We start from the raw sequence: 25,300 nt of genomic DNA, 5'->3' as shown, positions 1-25,300 counted from the left end.
GTGAGCGACCAGATCAAAGTAGGCGTACTCGGTTCCGGCGGAAAAGTGGGCCAGGCCATCGTCGCGGCAGTGGAGGCCGCCGACGACCTCGACTTCAGTGCTGGGGTCGATCAGGGCGATCCGCTCTCGCGGTTCATCGAGTCCGGCACCACTGTGGTCGTCGATTTCACCCATCCCGATGTGGTGATGGACAACCTCAAGTTCTTGGTCGAAAACGGCATTCATGCGGTGGTCGGTACCACCGGGTTCGACGACGAACGACTCGGCATCGTCCGTGGATGGCTGGCAGATCATCCCGGTGTCGGTGTCCTCATCGCGCCCAACTTCGCGATCGGCGCAGTGCTGAGCATGAGGTTCGCCCAACAGGCCGCCAAATTCTTCGATTCCGTCGAGGTGATCGAACTCCATCACCCGCACAAGGCGGACGCGCCGTCGGGCACCGCGTACCGAACAGCTCGGCTGATCGGGGAAGCCCGAGCTGCTGCCGGCGTGCCGAAGAGTCCCGATGCCACCAGCACGGAGCTCGATGGTGCCCGCGGCGCCGAGGTCGACGGCGTGCGGGTTCACTCGGTGCGGTTGGCCGGGCTCGTCGCCCACCAGGAGGTCCTGTTCGGAACCCAGGGCGAGACCCTGACCATCCGTCACGACTCGATCGACCGGACGTCGTTTGTTCCCGGAGTGCTCTTGGGGGTGCGCGACATCGGCGCGCGGCCGGGTCTCACCGTTGGTCTCGAGGAATTGATGGACCTGTGAGCGAGTCCTTCATATGACCCAGAAACCGAAAGATGCCCGACCGATCGTGATCGGGATCGGCGTGCTCGTGCTGGTGCTGGGTTTCTACTTCGTCCTGCTCGGTTCCCGCGCGGTCGATCTGTTGACCAGCGGCGACCCGGTCGGCATCGGCCTGGGGATCGGGGTGCTGATCCTGCCCCTGCTCGGCGTCTGGATGGTGGTCGCAACGCTGCGCGCCGGATTGGCTCATCAGCGACTGGCCCGGCGGATGGACGAAGAGGGCCAGGAACTCGACGTCTCTGAACTGCCCCGTAGACCATCAGGCCGGATCGAGCGCGATGCCGCCGACGAACTGTTCGCCACGGTCAAAGCAGAGTGGGAAGCGGACCCCGGGAACTGGCGCGCGACCTATCGGATCGCCCGTGCCTACGACTACGCCGGCGATCGGTCACGCGCCCGCGAGATGATGAAACGTGCTGTGGCACAGGAACGTGACTCAGGTTCCGATGTCTGACGAGGCGCCGCTGCCGACATTGCTCGTCGTGCACCACACGCCCTCACCGCCGACGCGTGAGCTACTCGAAAAGGTACTCGAAGGCGCCGCCGACCCAGAGATCTCCGGGGTCCGGGTCAAACCCATCGCGGCACTGGCCGCCACCGTGCCGGATGTGCTCTCCGCGGACGGCTTCTTGTTCGGTACACCTGCCAATTTCGGTTACATGTCCGGTGCACTCAAGCACTTCTTCGACACCGTGTACTACCCGGTCCTCGGGTCCGTGACCGGTCGACCGTATGGCCTGTGGGTACACGGGAACAACGACACCGCCGGCGCGATCACTTCGATCCAGAAGTTGGCGACCGGACTCGAATTGGAGGCGGCGGCCGCGCCGCTGGAGATCACAGAGCTGAGCGGGCGAGCACGCGAGGCTTGTTATGAATTGGGTGCGGTTCTCGCCGCGACACTCGCGTAGCGAGTCTTTCCACTTTCAACTTATAGCGCACCCCGGGGCTTGCGGCAAGACCCGGGGGAGGGCGCAGAATCTCTCGCCGTGGCCAACAATGTGCACGTCCCCAGTGTTTTCGACCTTCCACCCCGGCTCGCGGACAAGGCTGACCCCGCGCTGATCGCCGCCGACGAAGAGCACTTCACGGCCATCTCCCGAAGCCTCTACCGCACGATCACAGACCTGGCCGGCCGGCTGGACACCACACGGAAGTCGCCCGGCGGCAGTGGCCGCGAGGCGATGGACCGCGATATGGAAGTTCACCGATTGAGCGCTCGGTTGCGCGCACTGCGCCGGTTCGGCGTGGACCTGTGCCTCGGTCGGATGATCCCGGTCGACGGCGGGGATCCGGTATATGTCGGGCGGCTCGGACTGACGGACAGTGATGGGCGTCAGTTGCTGCTCGATTGGCGGTCGCCGGCCGCAGAGCCCTTCTTCGGTGCGACCCATGCGAACCCCATGGGATTGTCGAGCCGCCGTCGATACCGATGGACGCGCGGGCGGGTCACCGACTACTGGGATGAAGTTCTCACGTCGGCGGGACTGCGGAACCGGGCGGCGCTCGATGACCAGTCAGCGTTCATCGCGAGCCTGGGCACCAACCACTCGCCCCGTATGCGGGACGTCCTCGGCACCATCGCGGCGGATCAGGATGCCGTCATCAGGGCGAGTTCGCGAGGAGCACTCGTCGTCGACGGAGGGCCCGGCACAGGTAAGACCGTCGTCGCGTTGCACCGTACGGCTTACCTGCTCTACTCGGATCCTCGCCTCGGTCATCAGAAGGGTGGGGTGCTGTTCGTCGGTCCGCACCAGCCCTATCTGGCCTACGTGGCGGATGTCCTACCCAGCCTCGGTGAAGAAGGTGTGCAGATCTGCACCGTGCGGGACCTCGTCGCAGAAGGCGCACGCGCCGCAGGAGAACTCGATCCGGAAGTGACACGCCTGAAGTCGTCGGCCGAGCTCGTGCGAGCAATCGAAGCGGCAGTGAAGTTCTACGAACAACCGCCGACCAAGGGCATGATCGTCGAGACCGACTGGTCGGACGTCTGGCTCCGCCCGGAAGACTGGACGGTCGCCTTCGAGGCGCCGACTCCGGGCACCCCACACAACGAAGCGCGCGAGGAGATCTGGTCCGAACTCCTCACCATCCTGTCCGACGGACAGGACGCCGTCGGTGTCCGGCAGATGCGTAGGTCTCTGCAGGAGAACGAGGATCTGCGCGCCGCGCTGAATCGGGCGTGGCCACTTATCGAAGCGACCGACCTCGTCGCCGACCTCTGGTCGGTGCCCGCGTATCTCCGCATGTGTGCCCCCTGGCTCAGCGCCGACGACGTCGCGACACTGCAACGCCCGGATCCGTATGCCTGGACGGTCTCCGATCTGCCCTTCCTCGATGCCGCACGAGCACGGCTCGGTGATCCGGGGGCCTCACGCCGGGAGCGCAATCGCGCAGCCGCCGCGGACGCGGAGTACGAGCGCCGGTCCGCGGTGGTCGACGACCTGATCTCATCCGACGATTCCGAGCTCATGGTCATGTCGATGCTGCGCGGCGACGATCTGAGCCAGGCACTGCTCGATCCGGACGTGGTACATATGCCTGACCCGGATCTCCTTGCCGGGCCGTTCGCGCACATTGTCGTGGACGAGGCGCAGGAACTCTCCGACGCGCAGTGGCAGATGTTGCTCTGCAGGTGCCCGTCCCGGAGTTTCACCATCGTCGGCGACCGCGCCCAGGCCAGAGGCGGATTCACCGAGTCCTGGCGACAGCGCCTCGAGCGGGTGGGCTTCGACCGGATCGAGCTGTCGACACTGACGATCAACTACCGAACCCCGGAAGAAGTGATGGCCCGTGCCGAGCCCGTCATCAAGGCTGCGATCCCGGATGCCAATGTGCCCACGTCGGTCCGCAGCAGCGGGAACCCGGTCGAACGCGGCCTGCCAACAGACCTTCGTACGATCCTTGATTCCTGGGTGTCGTCGAACCCTGACGGGACTGCCTGCGTGATAGGTGATCCCACGTTCGCGGGTACCGAACGGGTCCGGTCGCTGACTCCCCAACTGGCGAAAGGCCTCGAGTTCGATCTCGTTGTTCTCGTCGAACCGAGTGCGTTCGGGGAAGGTGTCGCGGGTGCGGTCGACCGCTACGTAGCGATGACGCGAGCGACCCAGCGACTGGTTATCCTGGCCCGCGACTGACCGTGCTACAAACCCAGGTAGTGCAGGCAAAACCAGCTGCTGCGGCACCTGGGTTTGCCTGCACGGGCTGGGTTTGTGCGAGGGATTAGACTCGACCGCGTGACGGATGCGGCGAAGATTCCGACCCCCTATGAGGACCTGTTGCGGCTGGTCCTGGACACGGGCACTCCGAAAGCGGACCGAACCGGGACCGGGACCAGAAGCGTATTCGGCCATCAACTCCGGTACGACCTGTCCGAAGGGTTTCCGCTGATCACCACGAAGCGGGTGCACCTGAAGTCGATCGTCTATGAATTGCTGTGGTTTCTTCGCGGGGAATCCAATGTGCGCTGGCTCCAGGACAAGGGCGTGACGATCTGGGACGAGTGGGCAGATCCCGACGGCGAACTCGGTCCCGTCTACGGCGTGCAATGGCGGAGCTGGCCGACGCCGTCGGGTGAGCACATCGACCAGATCAGCGCTGCACTCGAGTTGCTCAAGACCAATCCCGATTCACGTCGGAACATCGTGTCCGCGTGGAATGTGGGGGAGATCCCGCAGATGGCGCTTCCCCCGTGCCACGCGTTCTTCCAGTTCTACGTCGCTGATGGCAAGCTCTCGTGCCAGTTGTATCAACGCAGCGCCGACCTGTTTCTCGGCGTCCCGTTCAACATCGCCTCCTATGCGCTCCTGACCCACATGATGGCCGCTCAGGCGGGACTCGAGGTCGGGGATTTCGTGTGGACCGGCGGTGACTGCCACATCTACGACAACCACGTGGAGCAGGTCACCACCCAACTGGCGCGCGACCCGTATCCATATCCGAAACTGGCCCTGGCTCAGCGTGATTCCATCTTCGACTACGAGTTCGACGACATCGAGGTGCTCGATTACCGCTACCACCCGGGGATCAAGGCGCCGGTGGCGGTCTAGGATCGCTCCGATGACCATCGCACTGATCTGGGCGCAAGCCAACGGTGGCGTGATCGGTCGCGACGGCGACATGCCCTGGCACCTTCCCGAAGACCAGAAGTACTTTCGCGCGACCACCGGCCACCACCCCGTCGTGATGGGCAGGCGCACCTGGGATTCACTTCCGGAACGATTTCGTCCCCTGCCGAACCGGGCCAATCTGGTGATCACGAGGCAGCACGACTGGCAGGGCGTCGGCGCGCAGCGCTTTCCCGACGTGGCGTCGGCGCTGGCGTCGGCCCAACAGCTCGACGACACCGTCTTCGTCATGGGTGGAGGCGAGATCTATCGCGGCGCAATCGACCTCGCACACGTCGCCTACGTCACCGAGATCGACATCGACGTCGCGGATGGCGACACAATTGCCCCGGAACTCGATTCGAGTCGCTGGTATCTCGACGCGGACGAGGATTGGCTGACCTCGGCTTCAGGCCTTCGGTACCGCTTTCTTCGCTACTCGGCACAGCGCTGATGGTGGAGAAGGTCGTAGTCGCGACTTCTGCAGGCGCACAAGATCTCTCGGCGACGCAGGCTCGTCGTCTGGCTTTGGCGGCGCAGGGATTTGCAGATCGACAACCCACCGCGGCGGTCAACCGCCGGCACCTACAGCGCATGATGTCCAGAACGAGGCTCATCCAGATGGACTCGGTCAGTGTGGCGGTCAGAGCCCACTACATGCCGATGTTCAGTCGGCTCGGTCCGTACGACCGGACGCTCCTCGAGCAGGCGGCATGGGAACCCACCACGCGCCGCCCGGCCCTGCTGGTCGAGTACTGGGCTCATGAGGCCGCGCTGATCCCGATCGAGCACTGGCCGCTGTTCCGCTGGCGCATGGAGGATTACGCACACGGGCGGTACCGCGAGGCCGTCGGCGACAAGAAGGCCGCCGAGTTGCGGACGCGCATCCGAGACGCTGTCGCAGAGATCGGCCCCAGCACCAGTGGGATGCTCGAAGATCACCTGGGTCATGAGAAACGGCCGAAGAAAGGGGCCTGGTGGGACCGCAGTCACGTCAAGTATCTGTGTGAGGTGATGTTTGCGGCGGGTGAGCTGTCGGCGACGCGCCGAAGCGGTTTCACCCGTTACTACGATCTCACCGAGAACGTCGTCGGCGACTACGCCGACGTGTACATCCCCCGCGAGGACGCGGTCAGGTCGCTGGTGGCAGGCGCGGTCGGGGCACTCGGGGTGGGTACCGAAGCGGACATCCGTGACTATTACCGGTTGAAACCCGCGCCGGCGCGGGCCGCGCTGGCGGACCTGTTGTCGATGGGGGAGATCGAGCAGGTCCGCGTCGAGGGCTGGGACAAGCCCGGTTATCTGCACCCCGGCGCCAAGATCCCGCGAACCGTGAGTCGGTCGACTCTGCTGAGCCCCTTCGACCCGCTGGTGTTCTTCAGGCCGCGGACCGAGCGCGTCTTCGACTTCCACTACCGCATCGAGATCTATGTTCCCGAGGCCAAACGAGTCCACGGCTACTACGTCCTGCCGTATCTGATGGGAGATCAACTCGTCGCCAGGGTGGACCTGAAGACGGACCGGCCTGGCAATCGTCTGCTCGTCCTCGGTGCGTTCGCCGAACCCGGCACAAATGCGGCGCTGGTCGCGGACTCGCTGGCAACAGATCTGTTGGACATGGCGAACTGGCTCGGCGTCGAAGAAATCGTGGTGGGCGATCGCGGCGGCCTCTGCGTGCACTTGCACAAGGCGACCCGGCGGCGCTGAACCGGCCGGCGCAATGCACCGTCGCGAGGTCGCGTGTGGCCGACGTCGGCGGGTAGGAGACAATCGGCACTGCTCACCCGTGGCGAGAAAAGAGGAACTGCAGTGTCGGAAATGGTGCCGTTGAAGGTGCAACTGGTGGCGAAATCGTCTTTCGAGGCGCCCGCCGATGTGCCCTGGAGCACCGACGTCGACGGCAGCGAGGCGCTCGTGGAGTTTGCCGGCCGGGCCTGCTACCAGAGCTGGGACAAACCGAATCCGCGGACAGCGACGAACGCCGGATACCTGCGGCACATCCTCGAGGTCGGTCATCTGTCACTGCTCGAGCACGCGACGGTGACGTTCTACATCTCGGGGATCTCCCGGTCGTGCACCCACGAACTCATCAGACATCGTCACTTCTCGTATTCGCAGCTTTCGCAACGTTTTGTACCAGAGCACGATTCGAACGTGGTACCGCCTCCGGCGATCCGTGGCGACAAAGAACTCGAGGCGCTGTTCGTGGCCGCCACCGACGCCAGCCGACAGGCCTACTCCGAGCTGCTGACCGCGCTCGAGGAGAAGTTCTCCGACGTACCGAACAACATCCTCCGTCGCAAGCAGGCGCGGCAGGCAGCCCGCTCGGTGCTGCCGAACGCCACCGAGACGAAGATCGTCGTCACAGGTAACTACCGCGCATGGCGTCACTTCATCGGGATGCGGGCAACCGAGCACGCAGACGTCGAGATCCGGCAGTTGGCCATCGAATGCCTGCGTCAGCTGATCGAGGTCGCGCCGACGGTGTTCGGTGATTTCGAGATCGGGAGGCTTTCCGACGGTACCGAGGTGGCTACATCCCCGTTCGTCTTCGAAGGCTGAGCCGGTCATCGCGAGTGCATTGAGAGCGATGGACGCCGCGGCGTCACTCGGTGCCCTATGGCTCCGGTAACCTTACCGACCATGACCACCGGTGAGATGCAACCGCAGAGCTTCCCTTTCGGGACAGTCAGTGTTGCCATGGTGACGCCGTTCACCGTTGACGGAAAGCTTGACCTCGACCGAGCCGCAGAGCTCGCAGACAAGTTGGTGACAGGCGGCTGCGATGGACTCGTCGTCTCCGGGACCACCGGCGAGTCCCCGACGACGTCGCCGACCGAAAAGCTCGATCTGCTGCGCGTGGTTCTCGACACCGTCGGCGACAGGGCCCGGATCGTGCAGGGTGCGGGTAGTTACGACACCCGCGAGAGTGTCTGGTTCGCCAAGGAGTCCGCTGCGCTCGGCGCGCATGGGCTGTTGGTGGTGACGCCGTACTACTCCAGGCCGCCGCAGACGGGTCTGTTGGCCCATTTCACCGCCGTCGCCGACGCCACCGACCTGCCGGTCCTGCTCTACGACATCCCGCCGCGCTCGGTGGTCCCCATCGAACACCGCACGCTGCTGGAGTTGTCGCGCCACCCGAACATCGTCGGTGTCAAAGACGCCAAGGGTGATCTCAACTCGGCGGCGGCACTCATGGCTGACACCGGGCTGCAGTATCTGTCCGGTGAAGACGCACTGAACCTGCCCTGGCTGTCGATCGGGGCTGCGGGATTCGTCAGCGTCATCGGACACCTGGTCCCGGATCGGTTGCGCGACATGCTCGAAGCCGTCAACAAAGGAGATCTGGTGCGCGCCCGCGAACTGAACGTTTCGATGATCCCGCTCGTCAATGCGATGGGTCGCCTCGGCGGTGTCACCATGGTCAAGGCGGCGCTCCGCATCGTCGGGATGGACGTCGGTGACCCCCGGCTTCCGCAGGTGCCGGCCAGCGGCCCCCAGATCGAATCGCTGATCGCTGATCTGCGTGCAGCCAAGGTGCTTTCATGACCACCGCAGACGGCGGCGGACGTCGGCGCGGCAGGGTGGTCCGGCAAGCCGGACCGCCGTCGGACCCGCCACCGGTCAACGCAGCGCCGCCGGTGAACGTCGAGCCCGTGTCCCAGCCACCGGCAGAGCCTGTGGCCGAGGCCCCCGCGGCCAAGGCCCCTCGAGCCGCGAAACCTGCTGCTGCCAAACGGACCTCGCGTGAGCGCAAGGGTGGCAAGTCGGCTCCGCAGAAACGCAACGAGCCAAAGGTGGTCGAGGGAACCGACAGACTCGGACTCCCGCCGAAACTGCCCAAGGGCGGCATGCGGATCGTGGCGCTCGGTGGCATCGGTGAAATCGGCCGGAACATGACCGTGTTCGAGTACGACGGTCGCCTGCTGATCGTCGACTGTGGCGTGCTCTTCCCTGAAGATGCCCAGCCCGGCGTCGACCTGATCCTGCCCGATTTCCGCTACATCGAGGATCGCATCGACGACGTCGAGGCGATCGTGTTGACCCATGGTCACGAAGACCACATCGGCGCGGTTCCGTTCCTGCTCCGCCTACGTCAGCAGATACCGGTCATCGGCTCCAAATTCACGCTGGCACTGCTGGCCGCGAAATGTAAAGAACATCGCCTGCGACCGAAGTTGATCGAGGTCATCGAAGGTGAGCACACCACACACGGGCCGTTCGACTGCGAGTACTTCGCGGTCAACCACTCGATTCCTGATGCGCTGGCGGTCGCGATCCGTACCGGTGCGGGCGTGGTGCTCCACACCGGTGACATCAAGCTGGATCAGCTGCCGCTCGACGGCAGGCTCACCGACCTGGCCGGTTTTTCCCGGCTCGGTGACGAGGGCGTCGACCTCTTCCTGGTCGACTCGACCAACGCCGAGGTCCCAGGGTTTGTGATGCCCGAACGTCAGATCGGCGGTGTGCTCGATCAGGTCATCGGCAAGGCGAAGCAGCGGGTCATCGTCGCGTCGTTTGCCTCACACGTCCATCGCATCCAGCAGGTCGTCGACGTCGCGCACACCCACGGCAGGCGAGTCACATTCGTGGGTCGCTCGATGGTCCGCAACATGCAGATCGCCCAGGAGCTCGGTTACCTGCGCGTTCCCGATGGCGTGGTCGTCGACCTCGACACAGCGGCGAGTCTGCCGGATCACAAGCTCGTGCTGATCTCGACAGGCTCGCAGGGCGAGCCGCTTTCGGCGCTCTCGAGAATGGCTCGTGGCGAGCACCGTCAGATCAACATCCGCGCCGACGATCTCGTGGTGCTGGCCTCCTCGCTCATCCCGGGTAACGAGAACTCCGTCTTCGCCGTCGTCAACGGACTCGCCCGTCGCGGAGCGACCGTGGTCACCCAGCAGAGTGCGAAGGTCCATGTGTCGGGCCATGCGTCTGCGGGTGAACTGCTGTATCTCTACAACGCGGTGCGTCCATCGAATGTCATGCCTGTGCACGGCGAATGGCGCCATCTGCGTGCGAACGCCGCGTTGGCCGAGGCAACAGGCGTGCCTGCCGACGCGGTCGTTTTGGCCGAAGACGGGGTCGTCGTCGACCTTGTCGACGGCAAGGCCCGAATCACCGGCCGGGTTCCGGTCGGCTACGTCTATGTCGACGGCCTGTCGGTCGGCGATGTGGGGGAGTCGACCTTGTCCGAGCGGCTCGTTCTCGGTGAGGGTGGCTTCATCGCGATCGCGATCGTCATCGATGCGGCCACGGGCAGGGCGATCAGTCCTCCCGAGGTGTCCGGACGCGGATTCTCCGACGATCCGACAGCACTCAAAGAAGCTGCGGACCTGGTCGAGCAGGCATTGACGCAGATGGCGACCGAGCGGGTGACCGACACCCACCGCATCGCGCAGACGATTCGCCGGATCGTCGGTCGCTGGGTTGCCGACAAGTACCGGCGCCGTCCGATGATCATCCCCACGGTGCTCACGGTGCGCGACGGATCTGGCGACTGAGGCCGGGAAACAAGCAGTCTGGCAACTAGGGTGGTCACATGACCATTGCCCAAGATGAACGCGCCGCCCTCGCAACCACCCTGCGAGCGGTGGGCCCAGATGCGCCGACACTGTGTGACGGTTGGACCGCGCGAGATTTGACCGCGCACATGATCGTGCGCGAATACCGGCTGGACGCGTCGCCCGGCATTCTGATCTCCGCGTTCGCCGGGCACACCGAAAAGGTCCAGAACGAGGTCGCGGCGGGGGACTGGGACTCGATGGTCAGGAAATTCGCCGCAGGTCCGCCCCTGTTCTCCCCTCTGAAGCTGGTTGATCGATTTGTGAACATCACCGAGATGTTCGTCCATCACGAAGACGTTCGACGCGGTGGTGCCGAGTGGGAGCCACGCACTCTGGACACCGCCAGCACAAAGGCGATACTGGGTCCGTTGAAGGCGATGGGCAAGCGGGCGATCGCGAAGTCGCCCGCGACGGTCGAGCTGGTGACCCCTGCGGGCGAACAGATCGGTGTCGGAGGTCGCGGACCGGTGGTCCGGGTCACCGGCGAACCTCTGGAACTGCTCTTGTTCGTCTTCGGACGCTCTAAGACCGTGCTCGACTTTTCCGGCGATGTGGACGCGATCGCAGCCGTGAAGGCGGCCAAACGCGGCTTCTGAGCGAAGTCTGGAGGTGCCCCGACGGACGTGGTGCTCTTCCATCACGAATCTGACACGGCCCGCGATACGCGTGTTGTTGATGAGGTAGGTGTGACTGATGCCGACTAGGCTGTCAGCCATGGCAACCAAGTCCACCGCCCGTCGTTCTGGCGCGTCGGCTCGAAGTTCTGCGCCGGCGACCAAGGCCGGCGCCAAGAAGGCTGCGCCGCGCAAGGCCGCACCGAAGAAGGCCTCACCGGCCACCGGGCCGAAGAAGAGCGCTGCGAAGAAGCCCACCACAGCAAAAAAGGCCGCGGCGAAGAAGTCTTCTCCGAAGCGTGCCGCGACAAAGAGAACGGCAGCGACCTCGGCGCGGCCGCAGCGTGAGCGCCGATCCGTCGCCAAGACCATGGGCAGCGGTGTCGGGGCCGGCTGGGGAATGCTGGCCAAGGGTGTCGGCGCGGTCGCCCGGGTGGGTTCGCGAGGCGGTGACCCGAACTACGACGAACGCATCTACGACACCGATGACGGCTGGGACGAGGCCGCCGGCGATTTCGGCGACGGCTGGGACGCGCAAGCCGACGGCGATCAGGGGCCGGAGCACACCCAGGGCAGAGACGGGATCGCACTGGTGCTGATCGCGACCGCGATCGTCATGATCGCTGCGATCTGGTTCGACGCAGGTGGTCCCGTCGGTGCGTTCGTGGACTCCGCCACCCGTGCGGTGCTCGGATCCGTCGCCGCAGTGGTCCCGGTCGTGTTGATCGTCATCGGGTTCCTGCTGATGCGACATGCGCCGAACCCGCGCGGTCGCGGTCGCTTTTTCGGTGCGGCACTGCTCATCGGATTACCGCTGCCCGGACTGTTCCATATCTTCTCGGGTGCGCCGAGTGACTTCGACGGCAGGCAAGGCGCCGGGGGCTTCATCGGTTTCGCGGTGGGCGGCCCACTCACCGATGGTCTCACCGCGTGGCTGTCTGTCCCGATACTGCTGCTGTGCATGGCCTTCGGGCTGTTGCTGCTCTCGGGTCTGACGGTGCGCGAACTCACCGCGGTCATCGGTTCCTACCTCGGAATCGGTGTCGATCGTGAATGGGACGAGGAAGAGCCGGACGATGATGACGTCGACGGCGGCTACGCGGACACCGCGTTCGGCAACCCGTACGACAACTATCCTCCCGACGACCACCCGACTGCCGCCGGATCAGAGGCGTTGCGTAGGCCGCCACGCCGCCGCCAGGCGTCCGCTGTGCCGCCGGCGACCGCCGTGACTGCGTCGGAAGCGATGACCGAGCCGATCATCGATGACGACGGCAGTCCGACCGCGGTGACGTCCGCAATCACGAATCCACCTGCCGGAGCGAAGCCGGTGCGCAAGCGTCCGGTGCCCAAGCCGACGCCGAAGGCCGCGCCGATCGATGATGACGACGACGATGACCTCGGTGGCGATCACGACGCGCTGGTGGTCGACCGAGCGGTCGAGGGCGATTACAAGCTGCCGCCGGCAAGTCTGTTGATCGACGGCGACCCACCGAAGTTGGGGAGCGCCGCCAACGACGAGATGATCGATCGCATTTCGGCCGTGCTCGAGCAGTTCAAAATCGATGCCGCCGTCACGGGCTTCACGCGTGGACCGACGGTGACCCGCTACGAGGTGGAACTCGGTCCCGGGGTGAAGGTCGAGAAGATAACCGCGCTGCAGCGCAACATCTCTTACGCGGCAGCCACCGACAACGTCCGTCTGCTGGCACCGATCCCCGGCAAGTCCGCGGTGGGCATCGAAGTACCCAACAGCGACCGGGAGATGGTCCGGCTCGCGGACGTGCTGACCGCGAGTTCAACCCGCAAGGACAAGCATCCGCTGGTCATCGGTCTCGGTAAGGACATCGAAGGTGACTTCGTGACCGCGAACCTCGCAAAGATGCCGCATCTCCTGGTCGCCGGCTCCACCGGTTCGGGTAAGTCCAGCTTCGTCAACTCGATGCTGGTGTCTCTGCTGACCCGCGCCACCCCGGATGAGGTCAGGATGATCCTGATCGATCCGAAGATGGTCGAACTGACCCCGTACGAAGGTATTCCGCACCTGATCACGCCGATCATCACGCAGCCGAAAAAGGCCGCTGCTGCCCTCGCGTGGCTGGTCGAGGAGATGGAACAGCGCTACCAGGACATGAAGTCCTCCCGTGTCCGCCACATCGACGACTTCAATTCCAAGGTGCGTTCGGGCGAGATCACGACGCCGCTCGGATCCGAGCGCGTGTACAAGCCGTATCCGTACATCCTGGCGATCGTCGATGAGCTCGCCGACCTGATGATGACCGCGCCGCGCGACGTGGAGGACGCGATCGTCCGGATCACCCAGAAGGCCCGAGCGGCGGGTATCCACCTGGTGCTGGCGACGCAGCGTCCCTCGGTCGATGTGGTGACCGGTCTGATCAAGACCAACGTCCCCTCGCGCCTCGCGTTCGCGACGTCGTCGCTGACCGACTCGAGGGTCATCTTGGATCAGCCCGGCGCGGAGAAGCTGATCGGTATGGGCGACGGGTTGTTCCTGCCGATGGGTGCGAGCAAGCCCGTCCGCATGCAGGGCGCCTTCATCACGGACGAGGAGATCCAGGCGGTCGTCGACTTCGCCAAGGACCAGAGCGAGCCCGATTACACCGAGGGCGTGACGGCCAAGAAGGTGTCGGACAAGAAAGACATCGACTCCGACATCGGTAACGACCTCGATGACCTCCTACAGGCGATCGAACTCGTGGTGTCGAGTCAGTTCGGTTCGACGTCGATGCTGCAGCGCAAGCTTCGGGTCGGTTTCGCGAAAGCCGGCCGCCTGATGGACCTGATGGAGACCAGGGGTGTTGTCGGACCGTCCGAGGGTTCCAAGGCGCGCGACGTGCTCGTCAAACCGGAGGACCTCGCCGGAGTCATCGCCTCCATCACCGGCGGTGGCGGATCCGACACCGATGACGAGACAGGCGACTGAACTCCAGGCCCGCCGTATTCCGGGCTCGTCGCACTTGCGGGGCTCGCCGCACTTCAGGCTCGTCCGGCGCTCTCGAGCACCAGGTGAGCGAGACGGTTCGGATCACTGAACGGTGACATGTGTCCGGCGTCGGCCAGCACCGTCATCCGGGCGCCGGCGATCCGGCCGCACATCCCGCGCATCGCGGTGACGGTGGCCACGGGGTCGTGCTCGGCTGCGATCAGCGTGGTCGGTGCGCTGATCGCGGCGGTACGCGCCGAGCAGTCGAAACGGGAGATCGCAGTCAGCGCGATGGCCCATTCCGCGCGGTCGGCCTGGTCGAGTGTGTCCCGGGCGTAGCGCACGGCAGGCCCGTCCGCCGCGATCTCAGCGGCGCTGAACCAGCGTCGGACCGACGCCGAGGCGTCGACCGGCGCTCCGCGCACGGTCTCGGCCAGTTGCGCGAAAGCCGGGAATGGGGTGTCGCGGGTGCACATCAGAGTCAGTGATGCCACCGATTCAGGAGCACCGAGGGCGAACTCGAGCGCGACCTGACCACCGAATGAATGCCCCACAACATGCACAGGGCGGGGACCCTGCCGGGCTTCGTTTATCAGGTTGCGGGCCAGTTCTGCCTGAACATCGGGTGAACTCTCGGTGGCCACGAGGGTTGGAGTTGCGACGTCGCCTGCCGTCGCTGCGGGCAATCGCTGCACTAGGGGCGCCCAAACCGCCGGTGAGAGGGGGACTCCGTGTAGCAAGAGCCAGCCGGGGGTCGTGCTCGCTGACATTCAGATCTCCCAAACATTCGGTAAAGTGACCTTTACTGTTCGACTGGAACTGCTGCTTGGAGGCAACGACTGTGCACGTGTCATCGACCGTGTGGATCATCACCATCCTGGTGATCCTGGGCTTGTTCGTTTTCGACTTCTTCGCCCATGTGCGAGTGCCGCACGCCCCCTCGATCAAGGAGTCGGGCTTCTGGTCTGCCTTCTACATCACGGTCGCCCTCATCTTCGGCGGATTCGTGTGGTGGAAGTGGGGGTCGACGTCGGGTACCGAGTATTACGCAGGCTTCGTCACCGAGAAGGCCCTTTCGGTGGACAACCTGTTCGTGTTCGTCATCATCATGGCCAAGTTCGCGGTGCCGCGTGAGTATCAGCAGAAGGTGCTGCTGTTCGGCATCTTGATGGCGCTGGTCATGCGTGGAGCCTTCATCGCTGTCGGTGCCGCGGCCATCAACGCGTACTCCTGGGTGTTCTATCTGTTCGGCGCGTTCCTCATCTACACCGCGATCAAGCTCGTTCGCGAGTCCGGTCACGAAGAAGAAGCCGAAGAAGAGCGCGACAGTCGCATTCAGGTGTTCGTGAAGAAGGCGCTGCGCACCACGGACAACTACGACCGCGACAAGCTGTTCACCAAAGAGAACGGCAAGCGTCTCGCCACTCCGATGCTGATGGTGCTCATCGTCATCGGCTTCACGGATGTCCTGTTCGCGCTCGACTCGATTCCGGCCATCTACGGACTGACCTCCGAGCCCTACATCGTGTTCACGGCCAACGCATTCGCTCTCATGGGTCTGCGTCAGCTCTTCTTCTTGCTGGGCGGCCTGCTCGACAAACTCGTGTACCTGTCCTTCGGCCTCTCGTTCATCCTCGGGTTCATCGGTATCAAGCTGGTCCTGCACGCCTTGCACGAGAACACGCTGAGCTTCATCAACGGGGGCGAACACGTGAAGGTCCCGGAGATCTCGACCCCGCTGTCGCTGTCGGTCATCGTCGGCACACTGGTGATCACGACGGTGGCCAGCCTGCTGAAGTCGAGATCCGTCGCCCGCAAGGAAGAAAAGACCGAGCTCAGTCCGTAACCGGCTCCGGAATCAGTCGGTGATGGGCCCGAACACCGGTGTCCACTCCGTGATGGTCGTTGCGTCGATTGCAGCGACCGGCACATAGGGATCACCGGCGAGGATCGACGACAGGGCATCGGCGTCGGGCGCGGCAAAGATCAACAGCGCGCCCGAGGAGTCGGTGTACGGCCCCGACGCCTTGAGCACGCCCGTGTCGAGGAGCGAGGCGAGCCAGGCGCGATGGGTGGCCCGGGTGTCATCCCGGACCGACGCGGTGGCGGGCGAGAAGGTGTAGGTGACGAGGAATGTGGCCATGGTTCTACTTTCGTCGTGTCGGCTTACAGGCTTGCGATCATCCTGGTGTTTCCAAGGGTGTTCGGTTTGACGTAGCTGAGGTCGAGGAACTCGGCGACGCCGGCATCGTAGGAACGGCACATCTCCTCGTACACCTCTGACGTGACAGGGGTGCCGGCGATCTCGGTGAAACCGTGTCGTGCGAAGAAACTGGTCTCGAATGTCAGGACGAAGACCCGACTCAACTGCAGCTCCCGTGCCATGTCCATCAGGCGGGCAACGAGTTGATGTCCGACACCGTGTCCGGCGTGCGCCTTGTCGACGGCCACCGTGCGCACCTCGCCGAGATCGGCCCACAGGACGTGCAGGGCACCGCAGCCGACGACGGTGCCACCGAACTCCGCAACCCAGAACTCCTGGACGGCCTCGTAGAGGGTGACGAGGTTCTTCTCCAACAGGATCCGGCCCGCGTACTGGTCGATCAGCTCTTTGATGCGCGGCACATCGGAGGTGCGGGCGCGTCGGACCGTCACCGCGGTCACGGGTGCGGCGGCAGCCTGCTGTGTGGAGCGCTCGTCAGATGCCATGGATGAACAGTAATACGAACGCCGTGTACCCCTGCCGGTGACCGCAGGGGGCGCCGCCTATCCTGTGCGTGTGGCTATTGGGCATCGTGTATCACCGGAACCAGGTGTTGCTCATGGCTGATCGATTGCGGCGCGAGGTCAACGACCCCGAAGCCGACCCCATCTCAGACCCGGTCAGCACTGATGTTCCGGTTCTCAATCTCGCGAACATCCTCACGATGTTCCGCATCGCATTGGTGCCGGTGTTCGTCGTGGTGTTGTTCGTCGACGGTGGCGACGATCCCCGGTGGCGAACGCTGGCCTGGGGAATCTTCGCTCTGGCCGCTGTCACCGACCACTACGACGGCCGAATAGCACGCCAGCGCGGACTGATCACGGACTTCGGCAAGCTGGCAGATCCGATCGCGGACAAAGCTCTGATCGGCTCGGCGTTGATCGGTCTGTCGCTACTCGGTGAGCTCCCGTGGTGGGTGACGGGAGTGATCCTCGCGCGGGAACTCGGAATCACCGTGCTGCGGTTCTGGGTACTGCGCCACGGGGTGATCCCGGCGAGTCGCGGTGGCAAGCTCAAGACCCTATTGCAGGCCGTCGCGATCGGGCTCTACATCTTGCCGCTGCCGGGCCTGCTGCATTGGCTCGCGGTGATCATCATGGCCGCTGCGCTCATCGCGACGGTTGTCACCGGCTTCGACTACGTCTGGCAGGCCTTTGCCAAGCGGGCGCAACGACGCCGGGATGCGGCCGCCGCCCGGCAGATGGACGGCCGCAGCCACCGTTGATGGTGGATCGACTCACCGGTGTCTGAACGCATGTCGCTGTCCGGCGATCGATAGAATAGTCGTCTAGTCTCGTGCACACGGTCGATCGCCGAACCACTCGACCGGCCCGAGTGCGTGCATGGCGCGCTCGTAGGGACCCGGGAACGGAATCGAGCCGTGTGGCGTTGGACAGACTGACGTGTTGAGGAGGACTCAAATGGCACTGCTTTTGCGGGAAGCGCTCGGTGGCAGCCTGCGGCGGGTCCGCATGGATCAGGGTCGGACGCTGCGCGAGGTCTCGACAAGTGCGCGGGTGAGTCTCGGGTATCTGTCGGAGGTCGAACGCGGCCAAAAGGAAGCGTCGAGCGAATTGCTCGCGGCGATCTGCGATGCGCTGGCAGTGGAGATCGCGGACGTGCTGCTCGATGTGCGGGACACGCTGCGCACCGATCCGGAACACGCGGCGCCCCAGGGCGGGCACGCAACCATCGCCACGGAAACCAAGGTCGTCATCCCGGCGCCGGCTGCGCTCGCGGCCGCTTGATTCGTGTGTGACACCCCCGTCTTGCGACCTCTGCTGTTTCAGGTGGGACCAGACGATAGATTAGACATCGAACTGCTCGGAAACGGACTTCAAGACAAGGCAGGGCAATGGCTAACCCATTCGTGAAGGCGTGGAGATACTTGATGGCGTTCGGCAACGCCAAGATCGATGAGAATGCCGACCCGAAGATTCAGATTCAGCAGGCGATCGAGGACGCGCAGCGTCAGCATCAGGCGCTGTCACAGCAAGCGGCAGCGGTCATCGGCAATCAGCGCCAGCTCGAGATGAAGCTGAACCGACAACTCGAGGACATCGAGCGGCTGCAGGCGAACACCCGTCAGGCACTCACCCTCGCCGACAAATCTGCTTCGGCAGGTGACACGGCCAAGGCGACCGAGTACACCAATGCCGCGGAGGCCTTCGCGGCGCAGCTGGTGACCGCGGAGCAGAGCGTCGAGGACCTGAAGAATCTGCACGATCAGTCCTTGCAGGCGGCGGAGCAGGCCAAGCGCGCTGTCGAGCAGAACTCGATGCAGCTCCAGCAGAAGCTTTCCGAGCGGACCAAGCTTCTCAGTCAGCTGGAACAAGCGAAGATGCAGGAGCAGGTGTCTGCGTCGCTCAATCAGATGAGTGAGCTCTCGGCGCCCGGCAACACCCCGAATCTCGAGCAGGTGCGCGACAAGATCGAGCGTCGGTACGCCAATGCCCTCGGTTCTGCCGAGCTGTCCCGCAACTCGGTCCAGGGTCGGATGATGGAAGTGCAGCAGGCCAGTGTGCAGATGGCAGGCCACTCGCGCCTGGAGCAGATCCGCGCCTCCATGGCCGGCGAGTCGCTGCCCGCCGGCGAGTCCAGTGCGACTGCGGCGAGCGATCCTGCGGCGGCCGTCAAACCCAACATCGAGAAGCCGCAAGCGAACTGAGCGGTCTCGACCGGTCGGCAGATCTCGGGGTAGTCCCTGATCTTCCACCCATCTTGACGGTGTGACCGTGACATCGACGTCCGCCCCTGGCAACGTGGTGGTCACCGGAGACGAACGCCGGAATGAGGAGAGCATCATGTGGTGGAAAGTATTGCTGGCGGTTCTGGTGGTGTGGTTGGCCTTCGGCCTGATCATGGCGCTGGTCAAGGGGTTGCTCTACATCTTGGTGATCGGCCTTGTCGTCCTCGGCGTCGTGTCCGTCGTCAAGTGGGCGAGTTCGGACAAGCAATCCACCCGTTCCGGCCTGTAGTTGACCCGTTCTGGAGTCGACCCACTGCGGGTCGCACTCGTGGCAGGCTCGGATGCGGGACATGCGCTGCCGGTACTCGCCTTGGCGGAGCTGTTGCAAGGCAACGGTTTTGATCCCGTTGTTTATACCGGTTCAGGCTGGATCGAGATTGCGGGGGCCCGCGGTCTACAGGTGAGGGAACTGCCGGGTCTCGTTGCGGACTTCGGCGACGACGATTCAGACGCGGGCGCAAAACTCGGCGTCCGTGCTGCACGTATGTGTCAGCTCCTGGTCCCGCTGTTCCGCAACGATCCGCCCGATCTCGTGGTGTGCGATGTCATCACGGTGTGCGGGGGCTGGGCCGCCGAAACGCTCGACATCCCGTGGGTGGAGTTGTCGCCCCATCCGCTCTACATTCCTTCGCGCGCGCTGCCACCTATCGGCAGTGGCCTCGCGCCCGGAACCGGTGTCGGCGGACGACTGCGGGACACCCTGATGCGGGCCGCCACCGATCGATCGATCAAAGTCGGGCGGCGACAGCGACAGACTGCCCGTCGTCAGATCGGTCTGCCGGCACGTGAACAATCGCCCAGGGCCAGACTGATCGCCACGTTGCCCGCCCTGGAGGTCCCGCGACCGGACTGGCCGCACGAGGCCGAGATCGTCGGTCCGCTGCTCTGGGAGCCGACCGGCGTGGAGTTCACGCCGCCGCCGGGCGATGCGCCTTTGGTGGTGATTGCCCCGTCCACGGCCACGACAGGTGCGGTCGGTCTCGCCGAGACTGCTCTGCAGGCACTTGCTCCCGATCTGCTGGGCAGGCAGGTGCGCGCAGTGGTCTCCGGCCTGGCGCCTGCGGTGACCGATCTGCCGTCGTGGGCGATCGCCGGGCACGGCAGACAGGACTTGCTGCTGGCGGAGGCTGATCTGGTGATCTGCGGTGGTGGCCACGGGATGCTCGCCAAGTCACTGATTGCCGGGGTTCCCCAGGTGCTTGTCCCCGGCGGCGGCGACCAGTGGGAACTCGCCCAGCGAGCCCGCCGATGGGGGAGTGCGGAGGTCGTACGGCCCGCGGGTGCGCAGGCGTTGAGTGCTGCGTGCCGAAAGGTGTTGGACAGCAAATCGTTTGCTGAGTCCGCCCGACGCGCGGGCGCCACGGCGGCCGATACCGTCGACGCCGTGGCGGTCTGTGCCCGCGCGGCGGGCCGCGGCGCGTTTCGCTAGTCTCGGTGTCGTGCGACTCACCGAATTCTCCGAACTCATCAGCTCTGAGTTCGGCGCCACCACCGCGGATTCGCTGCTCGTCGACCACGTGCTGACCGATCTCGGTGGCCGGACGGCAGCGCAAGCCCTCGAGGCGGGCGTCGATCCGAGGGACGTCTGGGTCGCGCTGTGTCGCGACTTCGACGTGCCTCGCAGCCGCTGGTAGGCCTTCCGATCTTGCGGCGTCATCCCTGATCTTTTCGGCGTGTCATCACCGTATGTCTTTGACTCGAACACGCGTTCGCCTACAGTGGATGGCAGATAGAAGCGACGATGGGAAATGTCGAGACCGGGATTCGCCGGACAAGTGAATTGTCAGAGGGCTGCTCTAGCGTGACGCCAGTGCGCAAAGAGACGCCGAATACGCGAAAACGAGCCCGATCCCGCCAGACCGGCGGCACCACCGCCGACAACTCGGCCCAACCACCACTAGGGGTAACCATGGCAGCTCAACCAGACCGCGAAAAGGCCCTCGATCTGGCCTTGGCTCAGATCGACAAGAACTACGGCAAGGGTTCGGTGATGCGTCTCGGCGAGAACGCTCGCCAGCCGATCGCCACCATCCCGACCGGCTCCATCGCGCTGGATGTCGCGCTGGGAATCGGTGGTCTGCCCCGTGGCCGTGTGGTCGAGATCTACGGCCCGGAGTCGTCAGGTAAGACCACCGTGGCGTTGCACGCGGTCGCCAATGCCCAGGCAGCCGGTGGTATCGCGGCCTTCATCGACGCGGAGCACGCGCTGGATCCGGATTACGCGCAGAAGCTGGGCGTCGACACCGACGCGCTGTTGGTGTCGCAGCCCGACACCGGTGAGCAGGCACTCGAGATCGCCGACATGTTGATCCGATCCGGTGCGCTCGACATCCTGGTCATCGACTCGGTGGCCGCGCTGGTCCCCCGTGCGGAGATCGAGGGCGAGATGGGCGATAGCCACGTCGGCCTGCAGGCACGTCTGATGAGCCAGGCGCTGCGAAAGATGACCGGTGCCATGAGCAACACCGGCACCACCGCGATCTTCATCAACCAGCTGCGCGAGAAGATCGGTGTCATGTTCGGTTCGCCGGAAACGACAACCGGTGGTAAGGCGCTCAAGTTCTACGCCTCGGTACGGCTCGACGTGCGCCGGATCGAAACCCTGAAAGACGGCACGGAGGCAGTGGGCAACCGCACTCGCGTCAAGGTGGTCAAGAACAAGGTCGCGCCGCCGTTCAAGCAGGCGGAGTTCGACATCCTGTACGGCCAGGGCATCAGCAAGGAAGGCTCGCTCATCGACATGGGCGTGCTGCACGGCTTCATTCGCAAATCGGGTTCATGGTTCACCTATGAAGGTGAGCAGTTGGGTCAGGGCAAAGAGAACGCTCGTAAGTTCCTGCTGGAGAACACCGAGATCCGCGATGAGGTCGAGAAGAAGATCAAGGAAAAGCTCGGTATCGGTGCTGTCCTGACCGCTGAGGACGAGGTCGCCCCGGCACCGGTCGAGTTCTAGAACAGACCCAAGCTTGGAACAGATCGAGTTCACGAAAACGTAGAGATATGAACGACTCTGAGGGAGAGGATCCTCTCGCGAGCGCCGCCGAATTGCGGTCGGCGACCGAGGCGATCCTCTCCCGCAGTGCATCTGAGCACCAGGGGGCAGCGGCTCTGGAGAACGCCCCGGGTGGTAGACGTGACACCGGTGTCGGTGTCGGTTTCGGCTCCAGCTCGGCGTCTGCGTACGACGCAGCACTTCGATTGCTCGGGGTGCGGGCACGAAGCCGATCCGAGTTGCAGAAGCGATTGCAGGACAAAGATTTTCCTGAAGAAGAGATCGACGCGGTCATGGACCGCCTGGAGCGGGCACAGCTGCTCGACGACAACGACTTCGCACAGCAATGGGTCCGGTCGAGACACCTGCACAGTGGCAAGGGCCGGACGGCGCTGCGACATGAGTTGAGGAACAAGGGCGTCGATCAGGTGATCATCGAAGACGCCCTCAGCCAAGTCGACGACGAAGCCGAACACGATCGAGCGGCGGAGATGCTGCGTCGTAAGACGAGTCGGCTGACCGCAGACGACCTGTTGGAGCGCGCCGATCGGGACAGGCATACCCGACGTCTCGTCGCAATGCTGGTGCGTCGGGGATACTCGCCGTCGCTGGCGTTGGGTCTGGTCAAAAGCGAGATCGACCGGCTGCGCGACTAGCGCAGCCGGTCGACCGGGCCGTTTCAGCGGTCGGCGGTGATGGCGTCGTCCTTGATCGTGACGTCGCCGACGGTGCCTTTGCGCTTACCTTCCCGAACACGACGCTCGACGACCGTCGCGAAGGACGAGAGCCCGAAGTTCAGCGCGATCATGATCAGCGCGACCACGACCAGCGCCGGCAGATAGTTTCCGTAGAACGATGCGGACTGGATGCCCGATCGCACGACCTCGATGTAGCCGATGGCGTACCCGAGCGCGCTGTCCTTGAGCGCGATGACCATCTGTGAGATCAACGCCGGGAGCATCGCCGTGACCGACTGCGGCAACAGGACCAACCGCATGGTCTGCGACTTCCGCATGCCCAATGAGTTGGCGGCCTCGAGTTGTCCCGAGGGTAGCGAGTTGATACCCGAACGGAGAATCTCCGCGATCACCGACCCGTTGTAGAGCGTGAGTCCCGTGACGACGGCCGCGAACGCAAGTTGTTCGGCCGGGAAGACCGCGTATTCGGCGAACAGGTAGTAGGCGAAGATCATCAGGATCAGCACCGGGATCGCACGGAAGAACTCCACGGTTCCGCCGCTGAGAATGCGGATCGCGCGATGGTCCGACAACCGGCCGATCCCGAGGATCGCCCCCAGCACCAACGCGAAGACGATGGACAGCACGGCCGCCTTGATCGTTCCCCACAGGCCGGGCAGCAGGTACGTCGTCCACGTGTCCAACTGGATGAACGGATCCCATTTCTCGGCGGTCAGCTGACCGTTGTCACCCAGGGCCACCAGCACGTAGACGGCGACAGCGAGCACAATCGCGCCGAAGACGACCGCGATGACACGATTTCGCCTGCGTGCCTTCGGCCCGGGTGCGTCGTACAGAACAGTTGAGCTGCTCATCGTTTGACCGCCAATCGCTTTGCGAGATAACCGAACACGAAGCCCTCGGTGAGTGTCAGCACCATGAAGCCGGCGGCGATGATGGCGAAGATCCAGATGACCTGGTCGGCGTGGTTCTCGATTTGCTCCTTCATGAGCAACGATGCCTCGGCGACACCGATCGCCGACGCGATGGTGGTGTTCTTGGTCAGAGCGATCAGCACACTGCCCATCGGGCCGATCACCGACCTGATCGCTTGAGGCAGCACGATGAGTGCGAAAACCTTGCTGAACGGCAGACCGAGCGATCTCGCCGCCTCGGCTTGTCCGAGCGGAACGGTGTTGAAGCCGGACCGCAACGTCTCGCAGACGAATGTCGAGGTGTAGAACGTGAACCCCAGCACCGCGAGCCAGAAATTGTTGTTGTCGATGAAGTTCTCGTTCTCGGGAGCCAAGGCCAACCCGAGATTCTGGTACAGGCCGACCGAGCAGAAGATGATGATCAGGGTCAGCGGGGTATTTCGGACGATGTTGACGTACCAGGTACCGAAGAAGCGCATGACGGGCACCGGAGAGACCCGCATTCCTGCGAGAACCGTGCCCCACAGGAGCGAGCCGATGGCCGAGAAGAAGGTCAGTTTGATCGTCACCCAGTAGGCGGGCCACAACCCTGGGCCGATATCTGTCCAGAGTTCGTTCATGACAGTCCCTCCGGGCAGGGGGTGGACTTGGACTCGAGGAATTCCAGATTTCCTGGCTCCGGGGTGAAGGCGTACGTCGAGTCGGGTCCCTCCGACCGTTCGATCATCGAATCGACCTGCGTACTACCGATGTTGTCGCGCAACGCGGTCTCCCATGCGGACGGACCCCCTCCTGGCGGTGGCGTCATCATGTTGACCAGCGCCTCGTTCGCCGCCTCGACCGCCTCCGGGTACTCCTTGGCCATTCCGATGCCGTACCGCTCGGTCGAGAACGGTGTCCCCGCCGCCTTCAGCGACTTCTTCCCGCTCGACGTCACGCAGGCGTCCTCGGGATAGGTCATGTCGACGAGCTTGAACTCGTCGGGGTAGAAGTCCGAGAAACCGGCCAGGATCGCCTCATCGGTGGTCAGCGCATCGACCTTGCCGCGGCGCAACGCCTCGACGCACGACGAATACGAGTCGTACTCCTGGAGCTGGATCTTGGGCAACTGGTTCTTGACGTTCTGTGCAGATGTCGAACCGGTGACCGAACACAACTTCTTACCGTTGTTCAGGTCGGTCAGCGTAACGATGCTGTCGTCGTCCTCGCGGACGAGAAGCCCCTGGTAGTTGATGAGGTACGGGCCCGCAAACGCCACCTTCTCCGATCGGGCGGCATTGATCGAGTAGGTGGCCGCGATCATGTCGACCTCACCGTTGGCGATCAGCGTTTCCCGCTGAGCCGAGGGGGTTTCGCGCCAGGTGATGTCGGGCTTGTCCCACCCGTTCGTCTCGGCGATGTTGTTGATCACGTACTCCGACACCGCGACGTCGAAACCGGTGAAGTCCTTGTCGGGATGACGCAGGCCGAGACCGGGCTGATCGAACTTCGTGCCTGCGATGACCGAGCCCTGCTCGATGGACTCGAGCAGGTTTCGCGGGTTGGTGTTGCCGCAGGCGGCGAGCCCGCCCGCGATCAGGACGGCGGCAACAGCGACCCCGAGGATCGAGGTCCATCGCCGTGGTCTTCGCGCAGCGATGGGGGTACGTGTGTTCATG

At 64.2% G+C, this 25,300-nt stretch carries 27 protein-coding genes; 21 read left to right on the top strand and 6 right to left on the bottom strand.

Annotated features, from left to right (window positions below; genetic code table 11):
* The 12 genes from dapB to DFR67_RS23875 all read left to right on the top strand — a co-directional run bounded on the left by dapB (window position 1) and on the right by DFR67_RS23875 (window position 14,026).
* Window positions 1-753 (top strand): 4-hydroxy-tetrahydrodipicolinate reductase, encoded by a 753-nt coding sequence (dapB, locus tag DFR67_RS23930; protein WP_245938123.1) that lies wholly within the window; start codon window positions 1-3, stop codon window positions 751-753.
* A gap of 13 nt (window positions 754-766) precedes the next feature.
* Window positions 767-1,246, top strand: coding sequence for a tetratricopeptide repeat protein (locus tag DFR67_RS23925; protein ID WP_110471990.1), 480 nt, complete (start codon window positions 767-769; stop codon window positions 1,244-1,246).
* Between the two features lie 10 nt (window positions 1,247-1,256).
* On the top strand, window positions 1,257-1,703 hold the full coding sequence (locus DFR67_RS23920; protein WP_211325152.1) for a flavodoxin family protein: 447 nt from the start codon (window positions 1,257-1,259) through the stop codon (window positions 1,701-1,703).
* A 78-nt stretch (window positions 1,704-1,781) separates the two neighbouring features.
* The gene (gene helR, locus DFR67_RS23915; RefSeq protein WP_245938122.1) at window positions 1,782-3,932 is read left to right on the top strand and encodes an RNA polymerase recycling motor ATPase HelR; all 2,151 of its coding nucleotides are present in this window, start codon (window positions 1,782-1,784) and stop codon (window positions 3,930-3,932) included.
* A gap of 99 nt (window positions 3,933-4,031) precedes the next feature.
* The gene (locus DFR67_RS23910) at window positions 4,032-4,844 is read left to right on the top strand and encodes a thymidylate synthase (protein WP_110471988.1); all 813 of its coding nucleotides are present in this window, start codon (window positions 4,032-4,034) and stop codon (window positions 4,842-4,844) included.
* Window positions 4,845-4,854: 10 nt separating this feature from the next.
* Window positions 4,855-5,355: a dihydrofolate reductase gene (locus DFR67_RS23905; RefSeq protein WP_110471987.1), complete on the top strand. Its 501-nt coding sequence runs from the start codon at window positions 4,855-4,857 to the stop codon at window positions 5,353-5,355.
* Entirely contained in the window at window positions 5,355-6,608 is a 1,254-nt protein-coding gene (locus tag DFR67_RS23900; protein ID WP_110471986.1) for a winged helix-turn-helix domain-containing protein, read from the top strand. Before DFR67_RS23905 ends, DFR67_RS23900 begins: the two co-directional genes overlap by 1 nt.
* Window positions 6,609-6,710: 102 nt before the next feature.
* Entirely contained in the window at window positions 6,711-7,463 is a 753-nt protein-coding gene (thyX, locus tag DFR67_RS23895; RefSeq protein ID WP_110471985.1) for an FAD-dependent thymidylate synthase, read from the top strand.
* An 81-nt stretch (window positions 7,464-7,544) separates the two neighbouring features.
* The gene (gene dapA / locus DFR67_RS23890) at window positions 7,545-8,450 is read left to right on the top strand and encodes a 4-hydroxy-tetrahydrodipicolinate synthase (RefSeq protein ID WP_110471984.1); all 906 of its coding nucleotides are present in this window, start codon (window positions 7,545-7,547) and stop codon (window positions 8,448-8,450) included.
* Complete coding sequence (locus DFR67_RS23885) at window positions 8,447-10,405, top strand: ribonuclease J (RefSeq protein ID WP_110471983.1); 1,959 nt, start codon at window positions 8,447-8,449, stop codon at window positions 10,403-10,405. Before dapA ends, DFR67_RS23885 begins: the two co-directional genes overlap by 4 nt.
* Before the next feature lie 38 nt (window positions 10,406-10,443).
* Complete coding sequence (locus DFR67_RS23880; protein WP_110471982.1) at window positions 10,444-11,064, top strand: TIGR03085 family metal-binding protein; 621 nt, start codon at window positions 10,444-10,446, stop codon at window positions 11,062-11,064.
* A gap of 118 nt (window positions 11,065-11,182) precedes the next feature.
* Window positions 11,183-14,026: an FtsK/SpoIIIE family DNA translocase gene (locus tag DFR67_RS23875; protein WP_245938121.1), complete on the top strand. Its 2,844-nt coding sequence runs from the start codon at window positions 11,183-11,185 to the stop codon at window positions 14,024-14,026.
* Between the two features lie 53 nt (window positions 14,027-14,079).
* Here the strand turns inward: DFR67_RS23875 and DFR67_RS23870 are convergent, their stop codons facing one another.
* Window positions 14,080-14,796: an alpha/beta fold hydrolase gene (locus tag DFR67_RS23870; RefSeq protein WP_110471981.1), complete on the bottom strand. Its 717-nt coding sequence runs from the start codon at window positions 14,794-14,796 to the stop codon at window positions 14,080-14,082.
* A 71-nt stretch (window positions 14,797-14,867) separates the two neighbouring features.
* Here DFR67_RS23870 and DFR67_RS23865 point away from each other — a divergent pair, with 71 nt between their 5' ends.
* Window positions 14,868-15,872 carry a TerC family protein gene (locus DFR67_RS23865; protein ID WP_110471980.1) on the top strand — a complete coding sequence of 335 codons (1,005 nt, stop codon included), beginning with the start codon at window positions 14,868-14,870 and terminating at the stop codon, window positions 15,870-15,872.
* Between the two features lie 12 nt (window positions 15,873-15,884).
* Here the strand turns inward: DFR67_RS23865 and DFR67_RS23860 are convergent, their stop codons facing one another.
* The gene (locus tag DFR67_RS23860; protein WP_110471979.1) at window positions 15,885-16,169 is read right to left on the bottom strand and encodes a YciI family protein; all 285 of its coding nucleotides are present in this window, start codon (window positions 16,167-16,169) and stop codon (window positions 15,885-15,887) included.
* 23 nt (window positions 16,170-16,192) lie between these two features.
* Window positions 16,193-16,735: an amino-acid N-acetyltransferase gene (locus tag DFR67_RS23855; protein ID WP_110471978.1), complete on the bottom strand. Its 543-nt coding sequence runs from the start codon at window positions 16,733-16,735 to the stop codon at window positions 16,193-16,195.
* A 113-nt stretch (window positions 16,736-16,848) separates the two neighbouring features.
* On the opposite strand from DFR67_RS23855, the gene pgsA reads away from it, so the two are divergent.
* From pgsA to DFR67_RS23815, 8 genes are all read left to right on the top strand, one after another.
* Entirely contained in the window at window positions 16,849-17,514 is a 666-nt protein-coding gene (gene pgsA / locus DFR67_RS23850) for a CDP-diacylglycerol--glycerol-3-phosphate 3-phosphatidyltransferase (protein WP_110472055.1), read from the top strand.
* Between the two features lie 196 nt (window positions 17,515-17,710).
* On the top strand, window positions 17,711-18,037 hold the full coding sequence (locus tag DFR67_RS23845) for a helix-turn-helix domain-containing protein (RefSeq protein WP_110471977.1): 327 nt from the start codon (window positions 17,711-17,713) through the stop codon (window positions 18,035-18,037).
* Between the two features lie 107 nt (window positions 18,038-18,144).
* A complete protein-coding gene (locus DFR67_RS23840; RefSeq protein WP_110471976.1) occupies window positions 18,145-18,957 on the top strand; it encodes a PspA/IM30 family protein in 813 nt (270 codons plus the stop codon).
* Between the two features lie 67 nt (window positions 18,958-19,024).
* Entirely contained in the window at window positions 19,025-19,267 is a 243-nt protein-coding gene (locus tag DFR67_RS23835) for a hypothetical protein (protein WP_146240524.1), read from the top strand.
* A gap of 24 nt (window positions 19,268-19,291) precedes the next feature.
* Window positions 19,292-20,467 (top strand): glycosyltransferase, encoded by a 1,176-nt coding sequence (locus DFR67_RS23830; protein ID WP_110472054.1) that lies wholly within the window; start codon window positions 19,292-19,294, stop codon window positions 20,465-20,467.
* A 10-nt stretch (window positions 20,468-20,477) separates the two neighbouring features.
* Window positions 20,478-20,672, top strand: coding sequence for a DUF3046 domain-containing protein (locus tag DFR67_RS23825; protein WP_110472053.1), 195 nt, complete (start codon window positions 20,478-20,480; stop codon window positions 20,670-20,672).
* A gap of 275 nt (window positions 20,673-20,947) precedes the next feature.
* Entirely contained in the window at window positions 20,948-21,991 is a 1,044-nt protein-coding gene (gene recA / locus DFR67_RS23820) for a recombinase RecA (RefSeq protein ID WP_110471974.1), read from the top strand.
* 47 nt (window positions 21,992-22,038) lie between these two features.
* A complete protein-coding gene (locus DFR67_RS23815) occupies window positions 22,039-22,686 on the top strand; it encodes a regulatory protein RecX (protein WP_110471973.1) in 648 nt (215 codons plus the stop codon).
* Window positions 22,687-22,709: 23 nt separating this feature from the next.
* Here DFR67_RS23815 and DFR67_RS23810 read toward each other — a convergent pair whose 3' ends face one another.
* The 3 genes from DFR67_RS23810 to DFR67_RS23800 are packed head-to-tail and all read right to left on the bottom strand — an operon-like array spanning window position 22,710 to window position 25,299.
* Window positions 22,710-23,582 carry an amino acid ABC transporter permease gene (locus DFR67_RS23810; RefSeq protein ID WP_110471972.1) on the bottom strand — a complete coding sequence of 291 codons (873 nt, stop codon included), beginning with the start codon at window positions 23,580-23,582 and terminating at the stop codon, window positions 22,710-22,712.
* The gene (locus tag DFR67_RS23805) at window positions 23,579-24,262 is read right to left on the bottom strand and encodes an amino acid ABC transporter permease (RefSeq protein WP_110471971.1); all 684 of its coding nucleotides are present in this window, start codon (window positions 24,260-24,262) and stop codon (window positions 23,579-23,581) included. Before DFR67_RS23805 ends, DFR67_RS23810 begins: the two co-directional genes overlap by 4 nt.
* Window positions 24,259-25,299: a glutamate ABC transporter substrate-binding protein gene (locus DFR67_RS23800; protein WP_245938120.1), complete on the bottom strand. Its 1,041-nt coding sequence runs from the start codon at window positions 25,297-25,299 to the stop codon at window positions 24,259-24,261. The genes DFR67_RS23805 and DFR67_RS23800 overlap by 4 nt, the downstream gene beginning before the upstream one ends.
* Between the last annotated feature and the right edge of the window lies 1 nt (window position 25,300).

This window comes from Williamsia limnetica, assembly GCF_003217475.1.
GTDB classification, from domain to species: Bacteria; Actinomycetota; Actinomycetes; order Mycobacteriales; family Mycobacteriaceae; genus Williamsia; species Williamsia limnetica.
This window is presented reverse-complemented; position numbering and strand designations above follow the sequence as displayed.